The 18,867-nt window shown below is 58.4% G+C and carries 15 protein-coding genes and 1 pseudogene; 7 read left to right on the top strand and 9 right to left on the bottom strand.

The annotated features are described in order from the left end of the window. Nucleotides 1–340 precede the first annotated feature (340 nt). From B0G75_RS33410 to imuA, 5 genes are all read right to left on the bottom strand, one after another. Complete coding sequence (locus B0G75_RS33410) at nucleotides 341–613, bottom strand: hypothetical protein (RefSeq protein ID WP_106285617.1); 273 nt, start codon at nucleotides 611–613, stop codon at nucleotides 341–343. Between the two features lie 216 nt (nucleotides 614–829). Further along, nucleotides 830–1,792: an SOS response-associated peptidase family protein gene (locus B0G75_RS33415; protein WP_106285618.1), complete on the bottom strand. Its 963-nt coding sequence runs from the start codon at nucleotides 1,790–1,792 to the stop codon at nucleotides 830–832. A 46-nt stretch (nucleotides 1,793–1,838) separates the two neighbouring features. Further along, nucleotides 1,839–4,988, bottom strand: coding sequence for an error-prone DNA polymerase (locus tag B0G75_RS33420; protein ID WP_106285619.1), 3,150 nt, complete (start codon nucleotides 4,986–4,988; stop codon nucleotides 1,839–1,841). 6 nt (nucleotides 4,989–4,994) lie between these two features. Beyond that, nucleotides 4,995–6,464 (bottom strand): DNA polymerase Y family protein, encoded by a 1,470-nt coding sequence (locus tag B0G75_RS33425; protein WP_181196715.1) that lies wholly within the window; start codon nucleotides 6,462–6,464, stop codon nucleotides 4,995–4,997. Further along, nucleotides 6,394–7,101 carry a translesion DNA synthesis-associated protein ImuA gene (imuA, locus tag B0G75_RS33430; RefSeq protein ID WP_106285621.1) on the bottom strand — a complete coding sequence of 236 codons (708 nt, stop codon included), beginning with the start codon at nucleotides 7,099–7,101 and terminating at the stop codon, nucleotides 6,394–6,396. The genes B0G75_RS33425 and imuA overlap by 71 nt, the downstream gene beginning before the upstream one ends. A gap of 87 nt (nucleotides 7,102–7,188) precedes the next feature. On the opposite strand from imuA, the pseudogene B0G75_RS41585 reads away from it, so the two are divergent. The 6 genes and pseudogenes from B0G75_RS41585 to B0G75_RS33465 all read left to right on the top strand — a co-directional run bounded on the left by B0G75_RS41585 (nucleotide 7,189) and on the right by B0G75_RS33465 (nucleotide 15,835). Further along, a pseudogene (locus B0G75_RS41585) lies at nucleotides 7,189–7,472 on the top strand (hypothetical protein). Between the two features lie 1,010 nt (nucleotides 7,473–8,482). Then, nucleotides 8,483–9,550: a ComEC/Rec2 family competence protein gene (locus B0G75_RS33445; protein WP_106285626.1), complete on the top strand. Its 1,068-nt coding sequence runs from the start codon at nucleotides 8,483–8,485 to the stop codon at nucleotides 9,548–9,550. Next, nucleotides 9,547–10,854: an ABC-three component system protein gene (locus B0G75_RS33450; RefSeq protein ID WP_106314161.1), complete on the top strand. Its 1,308-nt coding sequence runs from the start codon at nucleotides 9,547–9,549 to the stop codon at nucleotides 10,852–10,854. Before B0G75_RS33445 ends, B0G75_RS33450 begins: the two co-directional genes overlap by 4 nt. Next, nucleotides 10,835–11,398 (top strand): ABC-three component system middle component 1, encoded by a 564-nt coding sequence (locus B0G75_RS33455; RefSeq protein ID WP_146142564.1) that lies wholly within the window; start codon nucleotides 10,835–10,837, stop codon nucleotides 11,396–11,398. Before B0G75_RS33450 ends, B0G75_RS33455 begins: the two co-directional genes overlap by 20 nt. After that, nucleotides 11,395–14,535 carry an AAA family ATPase gene (locus B0G75_RS33460; protein ID WP_106285623.1) on the top strand — a complete coding sequence of 1,047 codons (3,141 nt, stop codon included), beginning with the start codon at nucleotides 11,395–11,397 and terminating at the stop codon, nucleotides 14,533–14,535. The genes B0G75_RS33455 and B0G75_RS33460 overlap by 4 nt, the downstream gene beginning before the upstream one ends. Before the next feature lie 658 nt (nucleotides 14,536–15,193). After that, nucleotides 15,194–15,835, top strand: coding sequence for a DNA methyltransferase (locus B0G75_RS33465; protein WP_106285628.1), 642 nt, complete (start codon nucleotides 15,194–15,196; stop codon nucleotides 15,833–15,835). Nucleotides 15,836–16,094: 259 nt separating this feature from the next. Here the strand turns inward: B0G75_RS33465 and B0G75_RS33470 are convergent, their stop codons facing one another. The 3 genes from B0G75_RS33470 to B0G75_RS33480 all read right to left on the bottom strand — a co-directional run bounded on the left by B0G75_RS33470 (nucleotide 16,095) and on the right by B0G75_RS33480 (nucleotide 18,148). Next, the gene (locus tag B0G75_RS33470; RefSeq protein ID WP_106285629.1) at nucleotides 16,095–16,355 is read right to left on the bottom strand and encodes a transcriptional regulator; all 261 of its coding nucleotides are present in this window, start codon (nucleotides 16,353–16,355) and stop codon (nucleotides 16,095–16,097) included. Nucleotides 16,356–16,382: 27 nt separating this feature from the next. Then, nucleotides 16,383–17,093 carry a hypothetical protein gene (locus tag B0G75_RS33475; RefSeq protein WP_106285630.1) on the bottom strand — a complete coding sequence of 237 codons (711 nt, stop codon included), beginning with the start codon at nucleotides 17,091–17,093 and terminating at the stop codon, nucleotides 16,383–16,385. A gap of 692 nt (nucleotides 17,094–17,785) precedes the next feature. After that, on the bottom strand, nucleotides 17,786–18,148 hold the full coding sequence (locus B0G75_RS33480) for a single-stranded DNA-binding protein (protein WP_106285632.1): 363 nt from the start codon (nucleotides 18,146–18,148) through the stop codon (nucleotides 17,786–17,788). 51 nt (nucleotides 18,149–18,199) lie between these two features. Between B0G75_RS33480 and B0G75_RS33485 the strand changes: the two genes are divergently transcribed. Continuing rightward, entirely contained in the window at nucleotides 18,200–18,511 is a 312-nt protein-coding gene (locus tag B0G75_RS33485; protein ID WP_106285633.1) for a hypothetical protein, read from the top strand. Here the strand turns inward: B0G75_RS33485 and B0G75_RS33490 are convergent. Next, on the bottom strand, nucleotides 18,481–18,807 hold the full coding sequence (locus tag B0G75_RS33490) for a hypothetical protein (RefSeq protein ID WP_106285634.1): 327 nt from the start codon (nucleotides 18,805–18,807) through the stop codon (nucleotides 18,481–18,483). The genes B0G75_RS33485 and B0G75_RS33490 overlap by 31 nt on opposite strands. Nucleotides 18,808–18,867: the final 60 nt, after the last annotated feature.

Here is an 18,867-nt window from a genome sequence, read left to right on the forward strand (position 1 = left end):
TTTCTGTCATCCGGGCAGCCTCCGCTGACCGTCTGGTGTGGGTCGACGATGTAGCCAACCGGCCGGTGCACGACGCCCGTTCGTGCCGACCGGATCCGGGTCGTACATTTTGAAGCGACAGGGCTATCCCCGGTCTCATCGGCTACCGAGTCTACCCCCGACCACAGATCGCCGTTGTCGCGGGCCGCAAATCCGGTCATCCTTTCCATATGAATGTAGACCGCATAGGTTCAAGAGAAGAATATCTGCGATAGGGACGTCGCAGGTAGACCATTTGAGATATGCGCACCACTAGTACCCACGCCATCAAGAACGAGCAGGGAATCTTTGTCTTTCGCGGTTAGTCTGCAAACGGGTTGCCGGTATCTTTCACTTCGGTATTGAGGTTGTATTCCGCGCGCACGCCCTTGAGCACGCCCTCGATGTCGCGCTCGAAGCCGACCGCGTTGCCGAAGTGGGTCATGTTCCAGTTGCAGCCTGTCTTGTCAGCCTCTTGCAACTGCGGCCGCGGCACATGAATCTTCACGCCATCCTCGACGATTTCCTGCAGTCGATGGATTCGCCGGTTGACCTCCTGCTGAAGCTGCGAGGCATTGAGCGTCCTGCGTATCATCCATTCCTCCTTCCGGTTCCTCAAGCCAGTCTAGCGCAAGTGAGGCGTTCCGCGACCTGGCGCTGAAATGCAAAGTGCCTGAGAGAGAGCAGGCGCCTCGGTGCGTGGGGGTGCGTCAGTAATTCAGTACGCGACAACTACGACGCCATTGCCGCCAATGCCGCGACCACGGACGCACGCATCGTCCCCCACCACCGACGTTCGCCTGGCCCATGGCTATGCCGCAAGTCGATGCTCGTAATACGGATGTTCCCTGTCGTCAAGTATCGCGTACATCGCCTCGAGGTCCGATGCGTTCGGACTCAGCCATGCATCGATCCTCTCAGGCTTTATCGGAACAATGCAGCGGTCATGACCCGCCGCCGCGACCTCTGGCGGCGGCTCGTCGGTTATGGCCGCAAAAGATAGCAAATCTGGCTCACCCGGTGCGCTCCACCGAGACCACAGACAGGCGACATGCATAAGCTGGCCGTTGTCCGGACGAAATTCCAGGACGATGTTTTCGGCCTGGTCGTGTGTCTCGGACAGAGTGCCCTCAAACTTCGCCTTGCTCACATTTTCATAAAAGACGTCGACCAGCATTACCCCATGCGTGTATCCGAAACAGGGTCGCCAGAATCCTTCCAGATTGTCGCGTCGGGCGTTGTATGTGCCGGGGTATCTGACATCGTAGACCGCCGGTTTGCCAGCAATGCGACATTGATAACGCATTGGCTTCACGATGCGTTGCCCGTCTTCGATGACCATCACGGGCGCGTAATGTCCGGGGAAAATCCGCGAATCCCGCGGCTTCGGCTCGGTTCGCTGCAAGTCGTCAAGCTTGCCTCGTGCCCAGGTAATCTTATCGGTCGCGATGCGCTGACTTTCGGTGGCTGCTTTCGTTGTCTTTGTCTGGAGTGACCGTTCCGCGTCTGCGAGCCGCTTACGCTGCTTGAACAGGTCCTGCTCAAGCTTCGTCGCCTGTGCCGAATTGAAGCGGCTGATGAGCGCGTTGATTTCGCGCTCTGCTTCATTCTGTGGTTCGGCGAAAGCGTCTTCCATGGCCTTCGGTATTTTTGCCTTGCTGATGCCCTCGGCACGCTCGAAAAACAGACGCGCGAACTCGTGGATGTCCATCAGGGCGCCGAAGGTGCGCACAAATTTTCGATAGTCCGCCTGGATCTGAGCCGAGTAGCACATGGTGCCTCCGTTTCATGCTGTCATGATACGCACTTCCCCAATCCCCTTAGCAGAAGTTTCTGCTGGCAGTAATCAGGCCGCCAAGCAGGTGAGACATATCGACAAGGCGCTGCGCAACCAGATGTCGAACCTCACCCTGGCATTGCCACGTTCCATACACGGCGAGTAGCGATGCGCCGAGCGATTCCTTTCTCTGCTTCTCAAGCAGACTGGGCCACACGATGACATTCACGTTGCCGGTCTCGTCCTCGAGCGTCACGAACATCACGCCCTTGGCCGTGCCCGGACGCTGACGCACGGTGACGAGCCCGCAGCCACGCGTGAGTTGCCCATCGCGAGAGGTGCGCAGCGTCGACGCCGGCATCAGCCTGTTGGCGAGCAGTTGCGGGCGGAGCAGTTCAAGGGGGTGTCGGCCCAGCGTCAGGCCGACTGAACGGTAATCAGCAACGATGTCGTTGGCCTCAGTTGGTGCACCGAGCGCTGGCGTCTCGTCCTGAACGGCTGCTGTCGCGAGCATGTCCTTATCTGGTACCGCCGCAACGGACTGCCACAGCGCTTCACGGCGATTACCGGCGAGGAAGGCGAAAGCGTTGGCATCTGCCAGCACATGAAGATCCTTGCGGTCCAGTTGCGCGCGGCGGGCAAGGTCGTTGACGCTTTCAAATGGCCGCACCGCGCGCGCGTTCCCGATGCGTTCCGCAGCGCCGTCTTTCATGCCTCGCAGTAGCGACATGCCGAGCCGGACGGCCGGCCTTCCGGCGCCTGGCAGGTTGACCAGTGCGGAGTCCCAGCTACTGACTGTTACGTCGACGGGCAGGACTTTGACGCCGTGCCGTTGTGCGTCCTGCACGAGCTGCGACGGCGAGTAAAAACCCATCGGCTGTGAATTCAGCATCGCCGCCAGAAACGCCCCCGGCTCGTGGCACTTCAACCAGCTACTCGCGTACACAAGCAACGCAAAACTGGCCGCGTGACTTTCCGGAAAACCGTATTCGCCAAAGCCCTTGATCTGTTCGAAGATGGATTCGGCGAAGGCGAGATCGTAGCCGCGCTCCTGCATGCCATGAACGATCCGGTCGTAGTATTTTTCCAGTCCGCCTTTACGTTTCCAGGCCGCCATCGCCCGACGCAGCTGGTCAGCTTCACCGGCGGTAAAGCCGGCCGCAAGAATCGCGACCTGCATCACCTGCTCCTGAAAGATCGGCACGCCCAGGGTTCGTCCAAGTGCGGTTTTCAGTGCGTCACTGGGATAGGAGACGGGCTCGAATCCCTGGCGCCGCTGCAGGTAGGGATGCACGGCGCCACCCTGAATCGGACCCGGGCGGACGATTGCCACCTCGATCACGAGATCGTAGAACGTCCGGGGCTGCATCCGCGGCAGCATGCTCATCTGGGCACGCGATTCGATCTGGAACACACCGACTGTATCTGCAGCCGAAATCATGTCGTAGGTCGCAGGGTCCTCCGCCGGGATGTCCTGCATTTCGAATCGCTCGCCACGCTGCTCCGACACAATATCAAGCGTTCGGCGGATAGCCGAGAGCATACCGAGTGCGAGGACGTCGATTTTCAGGAGGCCGAGCGCCTCGAGGTCGTCCTTGTCCCACTCGATGACAGACCTGTCCTCCATGGCGGCATTCTCGACAGGCACGAGACGCGTCAGCTTGCCGCGACTGATGACAAAGCCACCCGAGTGCTGGGAGAGGTGTCGCGGGAAGCCAAGCAGTTGCGATGCGAGCTTCGCCCATGCCTGAATAAGCGGTTTTTCCGGGTCGAGGCCGGATTCCCTGAATCGCGCAAGCAGATCCTGACTCGTATCAAACCAGTGGTGCGACTTTGCGACGACGTCAACGATCTGGGGATCAACGCCGAGCGCCTTGCCGGTTTCACGCAGCGCACCGCGCGGTCGGTATGTCGAGACTGCCGCCGCGATTGCTGCGCGGTCGCGGCCATACTTGCGATAGATGTACTGGATGACCTCTTCGCGACGCTGGTGCTCAAAGTCGACATCGATGTCCGGCGGCTCGCCGCGCTCCTTCGAGATGAAACGCTCAAAAAGCATGTTGCCGCGAGCCGGGTCCACCTCGGTTACGCCGAGGCAATAGCAGACGGCAGAGTTGGCCGCGGAGCCTCGCCCCTGGCAGAGGATGTGCTGGCTACGTGCAAAGCGCACGATGTCGTACACCGTGAGAAAGTACGGCTCGTATTGCAGCTCCGCTATCAACTCCAGTTCATGCTCAATCTGTTCCTGCACCTTATGCGGAATACCGGACGGAAAGCGTCGTTGTGCGCCAATGTACGTTTCCTGCCGCAGATAGGCGGCGGGGGTGAATCCGGTTGGAACGAGTTCGTCGGGATACTCGTAGCGCAGTTCATCCAGTGAAAAAGTACAGCGGCCTGCAATATCTATGGTTGCGGCAAGTGCGTCGTCGGGGTACAGGTTAGCGAGCCGCAGTCTGGAACGCAGGTGCTGCTCGGCATTCTGTGTCAGGTCATAGCCGCACTCATGCACGGGCCTGCGAACGCGGATAGCGGTCATGGTGTCCTGCAGCGGCTTGCGCGAGCGCACATGCATGACGACGTTGCCAAGCGCGACAACCGGGACGTCGTGATTCCGCGAGACAAACTCGACCGAGCCGCGGTGGATGTCATCCATCGCACGCTGGTGCAGCACAAGTCCCACCCAGGCGCGGCCCGTGAATGTCTCATCGAGCCATTCGACCTGCGCCGCCAGCACGTCTTCTTTCGCCGGAAAGTCCGGTACAAGAATGGCCAGGCAGTCGGGCAGGCCGCGCAGGTGTCGGTTTTCCCTGTCGGGTCGCGAGAGGTCCTGCGGCGTCAGGCGGTATTCGCCCTTCGGTGCGCGGGTACGGGCGAGCGTAATCAGTTCAGACAGGTTGCCGTATCCTTCGCGGTTTCTCGCGAGGAGAATCAGCCCGAACGCGGGCGATCCGTCAGCGTTCGCCAGATGGAAGTAGGACCCCACGATAAATGGCAGCCTGGCCTCCTTCGTTGCAACGTGTGCGCGCACGACGCCGGCCAGTGAGCACTCGTCCGTGATGGCCAGTGCTGAATAGCCCAGCTGCTCCGCGCGCTCAGCCAGTTCTTCCGCATGGGAAGCGCCGTGCAGAAAAGTGAAGTTGGAAAAGCAGAACAGCTCGGCATACGCCGGCAGGGTGGAAAAGGTGGAGTCCATGGCGTGTCATCCGAACAGGCCATGCAGGAACCACCGCTGGTCTTCTTCCGCGTCGCGACTGCTGACTCGCTCGCGGTATATCCAGACGCAGCTCTGGTCTTCGCCCTGGGCGACGAAGTAGTCCCGGGTCACCAGTTCGCCATCAAACCACCCAGCCTCGATGCGTTCGCCCGGCGACACCATGCGCAGTGGCGAGCCATAAAACGGCCGGTGTTTACGCATGAAAAGACGCACCGGTTTTGCCAGAAGCCATGTGGGTCGCGGAAGCCCTTCAGGCAGCACTGTGCCTTTCGATGCGCTGGCGACAGGCACCCACCGATTGGCAATCTCAGGCCGGTAATCCGCGGTTGGGGCAGGGCGGAGTACGTTTTCTTCACCGAGCCGTGCAACCAGCAATTCGACCAGACGCGCATGATCCTCAGCTGAGCCGCCAGGTTCCGGAAACAGCGTGTCCGATGCGGGCGCCGCAGGTTGCACATTGGCCGCATCGAGCCGCAGTGCTATGACTGGCGCGGTCAGTTCGATCCGTCCAAGGCGCTCGCTGATGAGCCGGACAAGATGGTCCTCGCGCCAGGTCGGCTCGCCCAGCGCGATTTCGATTGGCGTCGGCTCAATCGCCTGTCTGCCGCGCTCGTGCTCCAGCAGGAGGGTTGCGCCTGTCAGCGCCAGCTGTTTTGCGCACAGCCAGCCACATAGCTGGACGATGAGGCGATGCGCGCCAAAGAGCGCCGCTTCCGCATGTTCGATGCGGTCGGGCATTTCAATCCGGGCAGAGAACGTCGGCGGCAGTTCCAGCCAGTCAAAGAGTTCAGGTGCCGTGCCGAAAGCGCGGTCCAGCGAATCAAGGAGGTGCTCGCCGCAACGGCGTTGCAGTCCGGCACGCGGAAGCCGTCGCACATCGGCAATCGTTTCGCAGCCAAGTCCCGTGAACCAGTCCGCGAACGGCCGTGTTTCCGGCACTGACAGCAATGACAATGCGGATAGTTGCCGCTCAAGCGAGTTGATCTTGAGGACGCGCCGGTTGCGGTGCTTCGCGAGCAACCATGCACCTTGCCCGGTCGGTGCCGCGCTGATGCGTGCGGTCAGCCCGATCGCATCGAGGATCGCTTTGGCTTGGCGGCACACCGCAAGCAGACCGCCGAACAGACGCAGGCTCGCGCCGATGTCGACAACCACGACAGCCTCGTCGAGCAGGGCGACATCTGGCGAAAATTGCATGAGCGCAACAGCGACCTCGCGTTGTGCGGCGTATTCCCGGCTCGGATCGCGCTCGTGCAGCGCAACTTCCGGCGCAAGCGTCAGCACTCCGCCGCGTTTCATGCCGACCCGCACGCCCGCTGACCTCGCCACCCCGTCGGCAACGAGCACCTTGTCGCGATCGAGGACCACGCAGCCGTGCGCAGGCTCAGGCAGCCACCGTGGCCGGAAGACCTCGAGCTGCAACCGGGGCAAGTGGACGGCGAGAAATACGCGCATGGTGCGAAAACAGAACAGGGGTGGGTTGAAGGGGGATCGACAGAGGGTCTGCGCGTGCTGGACCTCGTCGCTTCGCAATATCGACGGTCAGGCCGTCGCGCTCTGGCCTTAGCGCCAGTCGTAAAACGGCGGGGGACGCATCCTGCGCGGCCGCCAGTGGGCGAACCATGAAAAAAAGCGTCTCGGAAGACTGGGCGACCAGATGTAGCCGCCGCAGCGAAGACCTCTGGACGTACTGCGTCCAGAACAGGAGCGCACCGCAGCTTCCGGCACGCAGAATCTGCTCGGCTGACCACAATGCGTCGGCGGTCTTTGCGGCGCGGATCTGCAGCAGCTGTTCCGGCCAAAGACCGATGTACTCGAGACCGGGTCCGTTCGGAACGTGCGGCGGCTGAACCATTGCAACTGGCCGTTTGCCCAGTGTGCTGAGCGCCGGTCGAAGCAACCGCATCTCTCCCACGCCGGCCTGCTGGACCAGCAGGTCAATGAGCGCGCCAATCGGCCATCCGCCGCCGGGCAGCTCGGCTGAAAGGGCCGGGTAGCCGGTATCGACCGTCCTGCCCCGGCCGCGCGCAAGCTGCGATGCCCGCCACAGGGACGGGTGAATTGCTTCCGGGATGGGTGATGGGGCGGTCATTGGATTGCGCAAATGCCTGTATATATGTACAGTATCCTACACGGAAATCCGTAGCGGCGAACAGGCACTTTTTTCGAGGGAGCCCAGATGAACATACGCGCTCGCAAGACTGTCGGCCATCCCATGCCGGAAATTGCGGCGTTTGTTGCCGGATGAAAGCAGCGTTCGGCGAGCCGGAAATCGATGAAGCCATCCGCCGAAGCAGGGCGGGAGAACCGACGTTTTACGCGTGCGAAAATGGCCGCACTATTGGCACCCCTGCGCCAACGCAAGACAACGTCTGGCGTGTTGACGGGGCGGTGCGAGACCGTCACTACTGCGCTGGCTGCGACGGTTCATGTGTCGGCACCGCAAAATCGTGCCGGGCGTGAACGGCACGAGAGCATACGGAGAGGTTATGTTTCGATCTTTGAGTGTGGGGGCAATACTGCTTGCTGTTGCTTCGACCGCAGTCGCAGGAGAACGCTACGTTGAAATCTGGAACCCGCCTGAAGCGCGGATGCAGCCGTCCGGGAAGGGCAAGCCGAGACCGGGCAAGGTTGCGGTGCTCTCACATCACGTATCGAAAGCTACACCGCGCCGGGTCGCCGATCCGGTAACGAAGTCCTTGCCGAACAAACGCGTGGGGAATGGGTCTGGCAAAACTGCGACGCCGCGCGCGACAGACCTTCCCCGAATAATGACGCCCGAAGGAAATGTGCTCCGCGTGCACGACGGGGGAGCGCTGGTCGAGGTAGTCCATTAGAAAAAGTCCGTCCGGGAAGGCCCCCTCTCTGATCGAGAAGAAAAAATCCTTCACGTAGTCGGTCACGAACGGTAGAAGAGGGGCGAGCTCCGTCCGTCATCATCTGTCTCAGCGGGGCCCATGAAGCGTCATGCGCCCGCACCGTTGCTCAGACGTTCGGACGTCGTATGCATCCAGCAAGCGCTCATTCAATTCGCGAGGACGGATGTTGCTTCATCGGCCTTTGCTGACATTGACGGTGCTCGCGCCCAAGGTCGGCAGCCTAGCGTATAGCGAACCTTGTCAGCGTTGATGGTGTCGGATCCTGCTGATTGAATCAGCAAATTCGCCGTTACGACCACCTCGGCCGTCCGGTTTCCGACGGTGCGGATCCCTTGATAAGCTGTAGCGGCTCTACGGCGGCATGTTTGACCATTGCCCTCTGTACGATGCGTGAATCTTCAGCGCACTGATCCAGCGTGGCGGCTGAAGTACGTTATGGTCGCTTTCATGGACCCCAATGCGTCGATGGCCTCTCTTGTCGCCGGTGTCAGAGATTACTTTGTCGCCAGATAGGTCGGGTAGACCAAGATATAATCGTAAGGTACACGCGATCTTCTGACACGGTCGCTGAAGATAACGTTACCTGAGCTATTGATGACTCTAAAAGTAAGCTTCCTGAGAGCGGCACACGGCGATGCGATTGTCATTGAGACATGCGTCGGCACCGAGACGTTCCGAATCTTGATTGACGGCGGCCCGTCAGAGTGTTACGAGCGTCGCCAAGGTGGGAAGAGAACAGCGGGCCCGTTGCAAGAGGTGTTGGAGGATCTGCGACAGAGAGGCGAGCGATTCGACCTCACGATAGTGACCCATGTCGATGACGATCATATCGGCGGCCTATTGAAGGCGTGCCGGCACGATAAGTACCGTTCAGTCATGGCGAATGACGTCTGGTTCAACTCGGGAAAATTAATTGCCCGAGCCTTCAACACGCAGGTACCTGAGGGATCGGACATCTGGATAGACGATCCTGAAGACCGACTTACGAGCATTGCTCAGGGCGTAGAGTTCGACACCCTCTTGGATGGACACTGTACCTCGCGTCGGCAAGTAAGGTTTGTAGATGGCCGCGAGATCTCGTTCAAGCACGGCAAGATATTTATCCTTTCCCCGACGGAGCAGCAGCTAACCAGGTTGCTTTCCAAGTGGGAGACGGAGGAAGCTGATTCGCTCACTTCTGGCGCGGCAAAAGACTACCACCTATCGCTTTCCGAATTGCGGGTCAACGACAAGTTCATCGAAGACACTTCTGTACATAATGCAAGCTCGATAGCGGTTCTCATCGAAACGCAGGGACATCGAGTCTTACTTCTCGGAGACGCGCTCCCATCGACAGTCTGCGAGACGCTTCGAGACCATTTAGGCGTATCGTCAGAGAACCCACTAGAAGTCTCTGTGTGCAAGCTATCGCACCATGGCAGCAAAGCGAACACAAGCGAGGAACTGCTTTCGTTAATTCGATGCGAGAAATTCGTTGTTTCGACCAATGGCATGCGTCATGCCTTGCCGAGCAAAACCACCCTCGCCAGAATCAATGAATTGCAACCGAATAGCGAGATACTGTTCAATTACGAGGCAGTCAGAGACGACGTCTTTCCAAATTTGGAGGAGCGTGTTGCCTGCGGGAACATAAAAGCGCTCACAGGAGACTTGACACTGTGAGCGCGCTCGGACCAGAAGAGATATATCAGCGGGCGGTGATGGTCAACGATGGGTCTGGCGTGCTGGTGACAGCGCTCAGCGCCGACCATTCGTACGTTCTGACAGCACGCCATAATCTGCTTAGAGAGCGGACTAATGTCGCGTCGCTCATGGAGCCGAACGAGACTGTCGTGAAATTGCGGGTTGGCACCGAGATTGAAGTCAGGCAGCTTATCGTTTCCCCAGTGCTCGATATTGCAGTGATCGTGGTGGTCAGTCAGACGCTGGACCCTACGGCGACATCGACGTCGGTCGAGATGGAGCAATCGATGTGGTTGGTCGGATTTCCAGAAATTCGACGCAATTTGAACGACCCGCTCCGGCTCTTCACAGGGCAGATAGAGAGCTTCGGTGCGATGTCGATCGATGTCTCGACAAAGAGCTTTGCGCCAGTTGATGAAGTTCGAGGGGTCTCAGGCGGTGGCGTGTATATCAAGGCCGCGAAACGCTGGATTCTCGTCGCGGTCGAGTGCGAGATGGAAGGTCGGCTTCAAGAGGGACACCACTGGTTGCGTTGCATTGGAATACCTGCGTTCGACGACTTGATCAGAGAGCATGGATTCCCCCCGATCTTGCCGCCCTTCTTGCTGTCGTTTTCTCAGCTTGCAGATGCAGCATTTTCGCTACCAGGCTTCGAATGCCCGGCAACGCTGCAACGTCTGCGAACGGTCCTTCTTAGTGTTATTCGAACGAACCTCGCTACTGACACTCCGACCCCCAATGGAATCCTGAGCACCTTTGGGAAGAGGCTGTTAGTTCAAGAGGATCCCGAATGCAGCCTGCTTGACAGGAAGCTTTGGATTTCGTGGCTAGAGTACCTGACCCTGTCTGTATTGCTCGACAGGCCACAAGTTGTCGATGCGGACTATATCGAGACGCTACGTTCACGACGTCGATTTCTATACAGTGGCTCCGACGGCGAGTGGACAGCGTTCGTCGAACGGATCATCCAATCTGACCTTGGTGATCTCGCTGATGACGGCCTGGTGCTCGTTAGCAATCGGATCGAAGGGTCGCCTGCCAAAACCAGGTCAATCAGAGACCTATCCAGAGTGGTGCCGGACATCGGTCTTCCCCTGAGTGGGGCGTTAGACATCGGCATTCCGCGTAAACCCATCGGCAAGGTGAAACTTTTCCATCTTGATGGCCTTCACATGGATTGTATTGTTCGGCAAGAACAACTTTACGACAATAAACTCGGACTTGATGAACATACCGTCTTGCAGTTGCTAGCGGAGGCCTATCGTGCATCTATTGCTCAATGATCTAAATCTCGGTTTTCTGAAAAATATCGCGTCGGATGTCGATTTTGCATTCTTCCATTCAGATGACGCGAGGCATTTCATCAGTTGCTTTATCGCTCGCTTTTCGGACAATGAAACCTGCGCAAAACATTGGCGATTGATCAACAACGAAATCGCCGTTGAATATCAATCATCGTTGCAAGACGAATTTTCGTCTTGGAACATCTACCTCGTCTTGGTGACACCGTCAGCGATGGACAAGCACCTGAAGTACCGCATTGAGAACGATCGGTTCGCGCTCAGAAAGCTGGTACTAGCAGGGCCGACGTTCGCCTCGGAGTCTGACGCTGTCGTGCGAGAGGCGCTGGAGAATTCGATACTAGGACAAGACCTTAAGCTTTCGGATGTGGGGGACGGACTGTATGACCAGCTTGAGAACTCGAATCGATTTCGAGACTTTCTCTCGACCTCCTCGCAACTTCCTCTCGATGGAAAAGAGCGTTCGTCCGAAGTTCGGCGCCGTCGCATCAACGAACTTCTCGAGCGTCTAGGATCTCTCTCATGAAGATAAAAAAAGTCATCATTGAAGGTTTCCGCGCATATGAAACGAAGAGTGATGGAACCTTTGACTTCACAACTCCGTTGGGCGACCCTGCACGATTTGTTTCCATCTATGCCCCAAACGGCTTCGGTAAAACATCTTTTTACGATGCCGTAGAGTGGGCGCTTACGAACAACATCGAACGGTTCGTTCGCGATTACACTCGCGTTGAAAACGATAATATCTCTCGAGCTCAGAATCAGGAGAGTCGTCGTCAACACATCTTGCGAAATCGTGCAATCCCAGAGTCTGCGCCTTCACGAGTGACCGTCACAGGAATCGGATTCGGCGATGTCATTAAAGATGTGCCGAAGGCGCGCGCTGGTAGCCGAGACTATCTCTTCAGACGCGAAGCACCGGTGCGCGGAATGGAGGAAGTCGCTGGCATCTTTCTGTCTCAAGAAGCCATCGACGGATTCCTTCGAGAGGAGAAACCTGACGCGCGCTATGACCGGTTTATGCAAAACTTCGGAGATAGTGATGATACCTATCGCGCCAATCTCGTTGCCCTTAGGCGCGAATTGACAATCCTGCTCAAGGGTATGTCCGAGGAGCAGCGAAGATACGAAGAAGTTCTCGCAAAACAGACCGACACCGGGATCTTCGAGAGTGTTAATCGGACTATTCAAAGTCTGGTCGATCGTGGTGAACGCATTGAATCGGTATCAGAGAGCTTTGACGCGGACAGCGAGCGCGATCTTCGCAACCTGATTACGCAACGGCTGCACGAACTGAACAATAGTAGCGCGGACCTTGAGCGGTTTCTGGTCGACTTGCAGGCAGCGCTCGTCGAGTTGCCTGTTGTAGCGGGTTCCATGGCTACGAGAGGGGCAGCAATTAAGGCATTGTCCGAACTCGAGAAACGGCGTCATGCTGTGAATCGCTACGCCAAGCTCAAAGAGAAAGTCGCGCATTGGACTGAGTCCGTTGAACGAGCACACGCGGACACGACAAGGCATCAGACCTTGTCGAGCAAAGTGCCTTCGTTCGAAGAGCTGCTTAGTCAAATGGCTCAAATCACCGCACGAGAGCAAGAGTCGGAGGCGCAGCTTCAAGTCAAGAAAGCGGAGCTTGAAAGCTGGGAAGTGCGCATCGCAACATGCAAGACATCGTTGCAAGATTTGGACGTCAATGCGAATGCGCTAGTGGCTCTGCGAGAGCGGGCCCCCGAAATATATCGTGAACTCAACGAAGGGCGCGCTGTTATCAACGAAAGACAGGCTCAAAGGGACAACCGCCAACAACGTCTTGATGTGCTAACCGCGAAGCGTGATTTGGAGAAGAGCAATCTCGAAAGCCTGATTGGCCTAGAGATCACCGAAGAATCAATCAACGCAGTTGACTTGACCATGATTTCGGAAGAGGGCGTTTCTGTACTTCCTCTCCGGCAAGCTGTTCTTGAGAAAGCCCGACGCGCTGAGCTTCTTGTGGCGGCGGGAAAGGCCCTCGCAGCCTTCGATGCTCAAAAAGACCAATTTGCGACCTTGGTGTCACTCGGCTGCGAGATCCTAGCGAAGACGCCCTCGAATCAATGTCCGCTGTGTACGAAAGAACACGCGAGCCCCGACGACCTGTTGCAGAACATTCTGGGCAATCATTTACTCAATCAACTGGAAGCAGCCGCGCTCCAGAAGCAGAATGACGCGCGGGCAGCCTTCGACGAGTCATGTCAGCAAGTCACAGTCTTAATCGAGGAATGGAACCGGAGAAAAGATAAGGCAGCACTTGACTTTCGGGCTCGCGTCTTACAGAGCGAACGGGAGTTGCACGCGCTCACATTAGAAATAAAGTCGCTCGACCGCGACATTCAAGCTGCGGCCCCTCGCGTACAGACTTCGGCTCAGCTCGTGCTGAATCTCAGCGCAGAGCAACTTGGCCAAAAGTTAGCAGAAGATCTTCGTCAGGTTTCCGAGCGTCGTGCGAAGGAGCAGTCGGACCTCTCTCGTTCGGAGGATGAGGCCCAACTCCGCAGAGACGCGGTAAAACTGCTGAATCAAGCGATTGATGAGGCGAGGGCAAAGGCCGACCAAGCTAAGGGTAGCGAGGTATATAAGGAATCGATGGCCGTTTGTTTGTCAAGTGCCCTCGATCCCGCACAACTAAGACAGCACGTGGCTCAGATGCTGGAAGAGAGCCAGGCTAAAGCAGCAGCTGCTTTGCAGCAGTTGAAGGACGCGCGAGATCAGTTAGAGAAGGAGGAGGTCACGGTGCCTAACCCGCGCACGGAAGACATGGCCTCCTTAGAGCGCGAGGAACAATCGAACCAACGCTCACGGCTTGAAGCGGAGGCGGAAATTTCTACGTTCGTATCGAAGATCGGCTCGCATCTGCCAGAGTACGATTCGTCGTGGCTGCCTGAAAGAATCGTGGAAGGGATTAATTCCGCAAACGCGATGTATGCGCAACAGAAAGAGACAACAACAGGGTTGGCTAGGCAATATGCGCTGCTAGGCGAACAATTGGAGCTCGTGCTCCCCTATGTCGAATCGATTGGAGCGCGGAAGCAACTCGACAAACTTCTAACTGAGAAGGCTGAGCATGAGGCTCTCAGCGCTAAAGTTGATGCGGAATACACGCACATCATCCAAAGGTTGGATTCGAGAATCAGTAGCTTCTTTTTTACTGATTTAATCAATTCGATATACAGGAAGATCGATCCACACCCGGACTTCAAAGAGGTTCGCTTCACATGCGAGTTCCCAGAGGGGGAAAAACCGCGTCTCCACGTCCTAGTTTCGGACGAGGCCGGCGACTGCATCGCACCTAACCTTTACTTCAGTGCAGCTCAGGTAAACATCCTTAGCCTAAGCATTTTTCTGGCACGCGCTCTGCATGTGAAGGCGCATGGAGAGCCAGTTGGATGCATCTTCATTGATGATCCAATTCATTCTATGGATTCAATCAACGTATTGGCTACGATAGACCTGTTGCGTACTATCTCCAAAAAATTTGACCGACAGATCATCTTATCAACGCACGATAGGAGCTTCTTCGAACTGCTCAAGCGAAAGATTCCTGAATATCACTATGAGTCAAAGTTCCTTGAATTGGAGACGTTTGGGCGGATAAAGGCGCGAACGGGTGAAACGGATCCTTCATAGCAGCTCAACAGCATGAAGACGAAATGCGAAATCTCCTGGAGGGCAATGCATACCGAACAATTCCGCGTGACGTGCAACGAAGGCAAGCTGCCGTCCGGTTGCTCAGTGCCGCCAACGTCAGCAGCCAGCCATATTGCTGCCGTCGCACCTAGCCCGCCCCGATGTCGGCTTTGGCCGACGACTCGTCTTTGGACGTGCCTCGGCGAATGGCCGTTGCACCTCGGAACGCGCCGTTGGATACGCGCTGGCTCGAAGGGCGGCTCGGGGTCGTTTGGCGATGATCGCGCGCCGCTTCCGTACTTCGTTTTCTGATGCGCCTCCCTCCGGCACAAGCCCCGGCGACGATGCCGGCCGGCGATGCGCGAGAGCAAGTCTGGCTTCGCGACCTCGGGTTGCTGGTAGCGGCGACGTATTCCAGATCGAAAGATGGATGCGCCCGCTGCGCGGTCACATTCATCTTTCTCATGTCAAAAAGCGACGCACCACCGCCGGCGTACCCGGGCGGTATCGTCCTAATCAAGTCAGTTATCCTTAAAAACTATTTGTTTCACGGGAAATTTCACTACCCGTCGCCAACAATCGCCGGCGCGGTGTGGTGAAATTGTGCGGCCGCACGCGTCGCCTTGCTACTCACGCCCTTAACTTCTGGAGAGCGAGGATGAGCTATCTTATGCACGGTGACTGTCTCGAAGTCTTGCCGGAAATTCCGGACGCGATTGTCGACTTCGTTCTCACCGATCCGCCATATCTCGTCAATTATCACGATCGTAGCGGGCGCTCGATCGCGAACGATGTTCATGCGAAATGGCTTGCACCCCCGTTTGCTGAAACGTATCGCGTACTCAAAAGCGATGCGTTGTGCGCGAGCTTCAATGGATGGACCCGGACCGATCTGTTTTTTGACGCATGGAAGCGCGCCGGCTTCCGGATCGTGGGACACATCGTGTTCGCCAAGCCGTACGCATCCAGAGCGCGGTTCGTCAAATATCAGCACGAATCCGCCTACCTACTTGCAAAAGGTTCGCCCGCGGTGCCGACGTTACCCGTGCCTGACGTCATTCCATGGAAGTACTCCGGCAATCGCCATCACCCGACCGAAAAGCCTCTGGGCTGCCTGAAGCCTCCCATCGAGGCTTTTACCCAACCCGGCGAGGTCGTACTCGACCCGTTCGCGGGTTCCGGCTCGACCTGCGTGGCCGCGCAGCAGCTGGATCGCCGATATATTGGCATCGAGCTGGACGCGACGTGGTATGCCGCTGCGCAAGCCCGCCTGAACAGGTGCGATGTGATTGCTGAATGACGTTCCGCGCCCGCGACGTTGCGTCACGGGCGCCATTCACGGATTTCCCATCATGGACTGGAATCTGTCGTAGATTCCGATGCCACTGCCTGCCAGCGTCTTCCTGCTAGTGGCTATCCGACCTCGATGCAGACGATGTTCTGGTCAACGTGCGTGCCGTCTGGTTCTCCGTGAATACCGTCTTCGCCGGACGGCCCGGCAGTATCTGCCCACAGGCATTCCGTCGTGATGCTGGGCGTAACGGCGACCAGGATCGAATTCAGCACTCCCATATCTGGCCTAACCCGGCCGCAGCGCAGAGCAGCGCCCATGCGGAATAGGGAATGCCTGCGTCCCCGCTTATCCAGCGTCTAAGCTGGCGGCCGCTCTTATCTGCGAGCCCAAGGAAATCGGCGGCCTGTCTGCCAGAGAATCCCGCCAGGCGAATCACTTCCTGTATTTCCGCCCCGGTGGGCTCCATCCAGCTGACGGCCGGTTGCAGGCATTCCGGGCGAATCTTTGTCTGAACCTCAATTGTCATGTTCGCTCCTTTGCGCGCGATCGAACTTTAAATCCACTGCGGCCGCCGCTCGCCTTCTTTCGCGTCGAGCGGGGCAACACGGTGCCCACGAGGTGTCCACGCATGGCGATGCAGATCGAGCAGATCGCGAGCTATGCTCCCGGAGTCAGCGGCCGAAAAGTGTAGCTCGATCGGCAACTCGCGGGCCGGGTCACCGTCGATCGTGACAACCAGCGTGATGTCGCGATAGCCGGGCGCTTCAGAATGCGTCACATAGCGCGCCTGATAGCGTTCGCCGCGAACCGGCGGCGGTTCTAGCGCCGGACGTTTGTCAAGATTCCAGCGTGAGATTATCTGCTGCCAACGCTGCTGTCCGTCGGGGAAATATTGATGTACCTCAACGTCCGGACGATGATCGAGCCGCAGTACGGCCAGGCAGTGCTCGAAAAGATCGTCGTCCAGTGCCCGCAACGCTGTGAGATCGAAACGGTAGTCGGTCCCGTTGTACAGGCCTGCGAGCAATTCTGCGACGGTCTCTGCCTGTACGGTGTCGCCTTCGGCCACGTCGACGAGCTGCAGGAGCGAATCGAGGCCACGGTCACGATCGCCGGCGCGAATCTCCGCGGCACGCTGCGCCGGGGTCTGGCCGCCGTGCGCATTCGCAAAAAACTCAGTGATGGTGTGCTGGAACGCCTCGAGGAGGTGCTCGGGCACGTCGCTGGTAATCCGGTGTGTTTTCGGGCGGGGCGGGATGCTCATGGTGTTACCTTGCTTGTCCGGAGTGGGGGGCTTCGACCTTACATCCGTGTTCGTCGGTGATAGAAGAGGCGACGCCGAACGGCACCGTCGCATAGAGGCCTTCGGCCAGTGCAAGCCCTGAAACCATACCGCGGAAATATACGCCGCTGTAGCCAACGCCAATGCGTTGCTTTCGTTCGCGCCAGGCCGCGACCCTGTGTGCCTTAGGACGTTCCAGTCCCTCGGCGCTGGCGTCAAGCGTTCGGCCTTTCAATATCTGCTCCTGGTGATTCAGTTCCTGTACCGGATCGTACGACAACTCCGGCCGTACCGGTCCTGGGTCCAGCCCCCACGGCTTCGCCGCGGGGGAAACACGCAGCCTGCGGCTGCTTGACGACCCCGGCCACGGTCTGCTTGCGCCGTACCGGATCGTCCCGGCGCTACTGCGCCGCGCCGGCGCTCTCCCCACGCCTGCCGGCGCGGGTCCCCGTGCGCCTCGATCCGGGCGCGCCGGCGCGCGCGTGACGCCTGCGGTTAGCCGGGCACAGGGCTTGGCAGGAAGGGGCTACCTTTCCGGACGGCTGGGACGGGCACGCAATTCATGCCATTTCCCGGCAGATGCGAGGCCGTACGAAATATCGCCGCCGCCCACGGTTGCCACGTCATCGCCTGTTCTGGTCAACGGCCCCAGCATGAACCGGTGCCGACGTGGATTATTCCTGACGCCGCGCGAGTTGCGCCCGCCTGAGTTCGCCAGGTGCGCCGAATTCGAAGTTATCAACAGTGAAGTTGTAGCCGTAGCGCTCGACACCCTGGCCGTCCAGGTAGTCGTTGTTCGACAGCTTCGCTTCAACGATCAACTGATCGCCCTTCAGGACGTTTCTGGCAATGACCTCGCCGCGTGAACCGAACGCAGTAAACTGGATCCGCAGCTGACGCTCTTTCGCTTCGCCGCTGCTTTCGTCGCGACCGGCATACTCGTTGGAAATCAGAGTGAATTTTGCCACCTTTGAATCACCGTGATTCGAGAGGACCGGGGTTGCAGCAACACGGCCGGTAAAGAAAAGCTGGTTCATGATGCGTACTCCTATATGTCTACGCGGGGATGGGGGCATGCGGAACATGCTGTGCTACTGGTGAATGCCGAGCGCCCGCCGGATCGCATAGCGCGCCTTGCGCTCGCCATGCAGTTCACCGTGGCTGGCGCCGCGCTGGTAGGCCTGGACGGCGACATTGATCTATCCGGGCAACCGGTCGGCAGGGGCGCTGAACAGCAGGATGTCGCCATCTTCATCGAACACGTCGAGACGGGCGAGCGCGGCGATACCCCGGCGCAGCGCGAGCGCGCCGTCTACGCCGTGAACCATTGTGTCGGTTGCTTCATGCATGGTGTGATCTCCGGAAGATGTCAGCAGGGCTGGACGGAACAGGCGTGGTAAAGATCCGCGTCGGCGGAGGTCGGCAGCGGGGCGCGCGGTGGCACCCGGTCGAACTCGGACAGGGCGGTCCGGGCGATTGCACGGAGTTCGTCGCGGTGCATCTCGATCGCGTGACCATCGCGGTCAAGCATGTTCGCAATGCGGGTGAGCGCTTCGGCTGACCTTGCGGCCGCGTCGGCCGACAGCGCCATGCGCAGCAGTTCGGCGCGCACTACCGACCGGTCGCCATACTGCCAGACAGCCAGCAGGGGGAAGAGGGCGGTCAGCCACGTTGGCCGGATATGAACGGTATCCATTTGATGTCCCTATCGTATTTGATGTCGTGAGAGCAGGCCCCGACCGGCGGGTCGGGGCGT

Origin of the sequence: Paraburkholderia sp. BL18I3N2 (assembly GCF_003001875.1) — a bacterium.
Classification (GTDB): Bacteria; Pseudomonadota; Gammaproteobacteria; order Burkholderiales; family Burkholderiaceae; genus Paraburkholderia; species Paraburkholderia phytofirmans.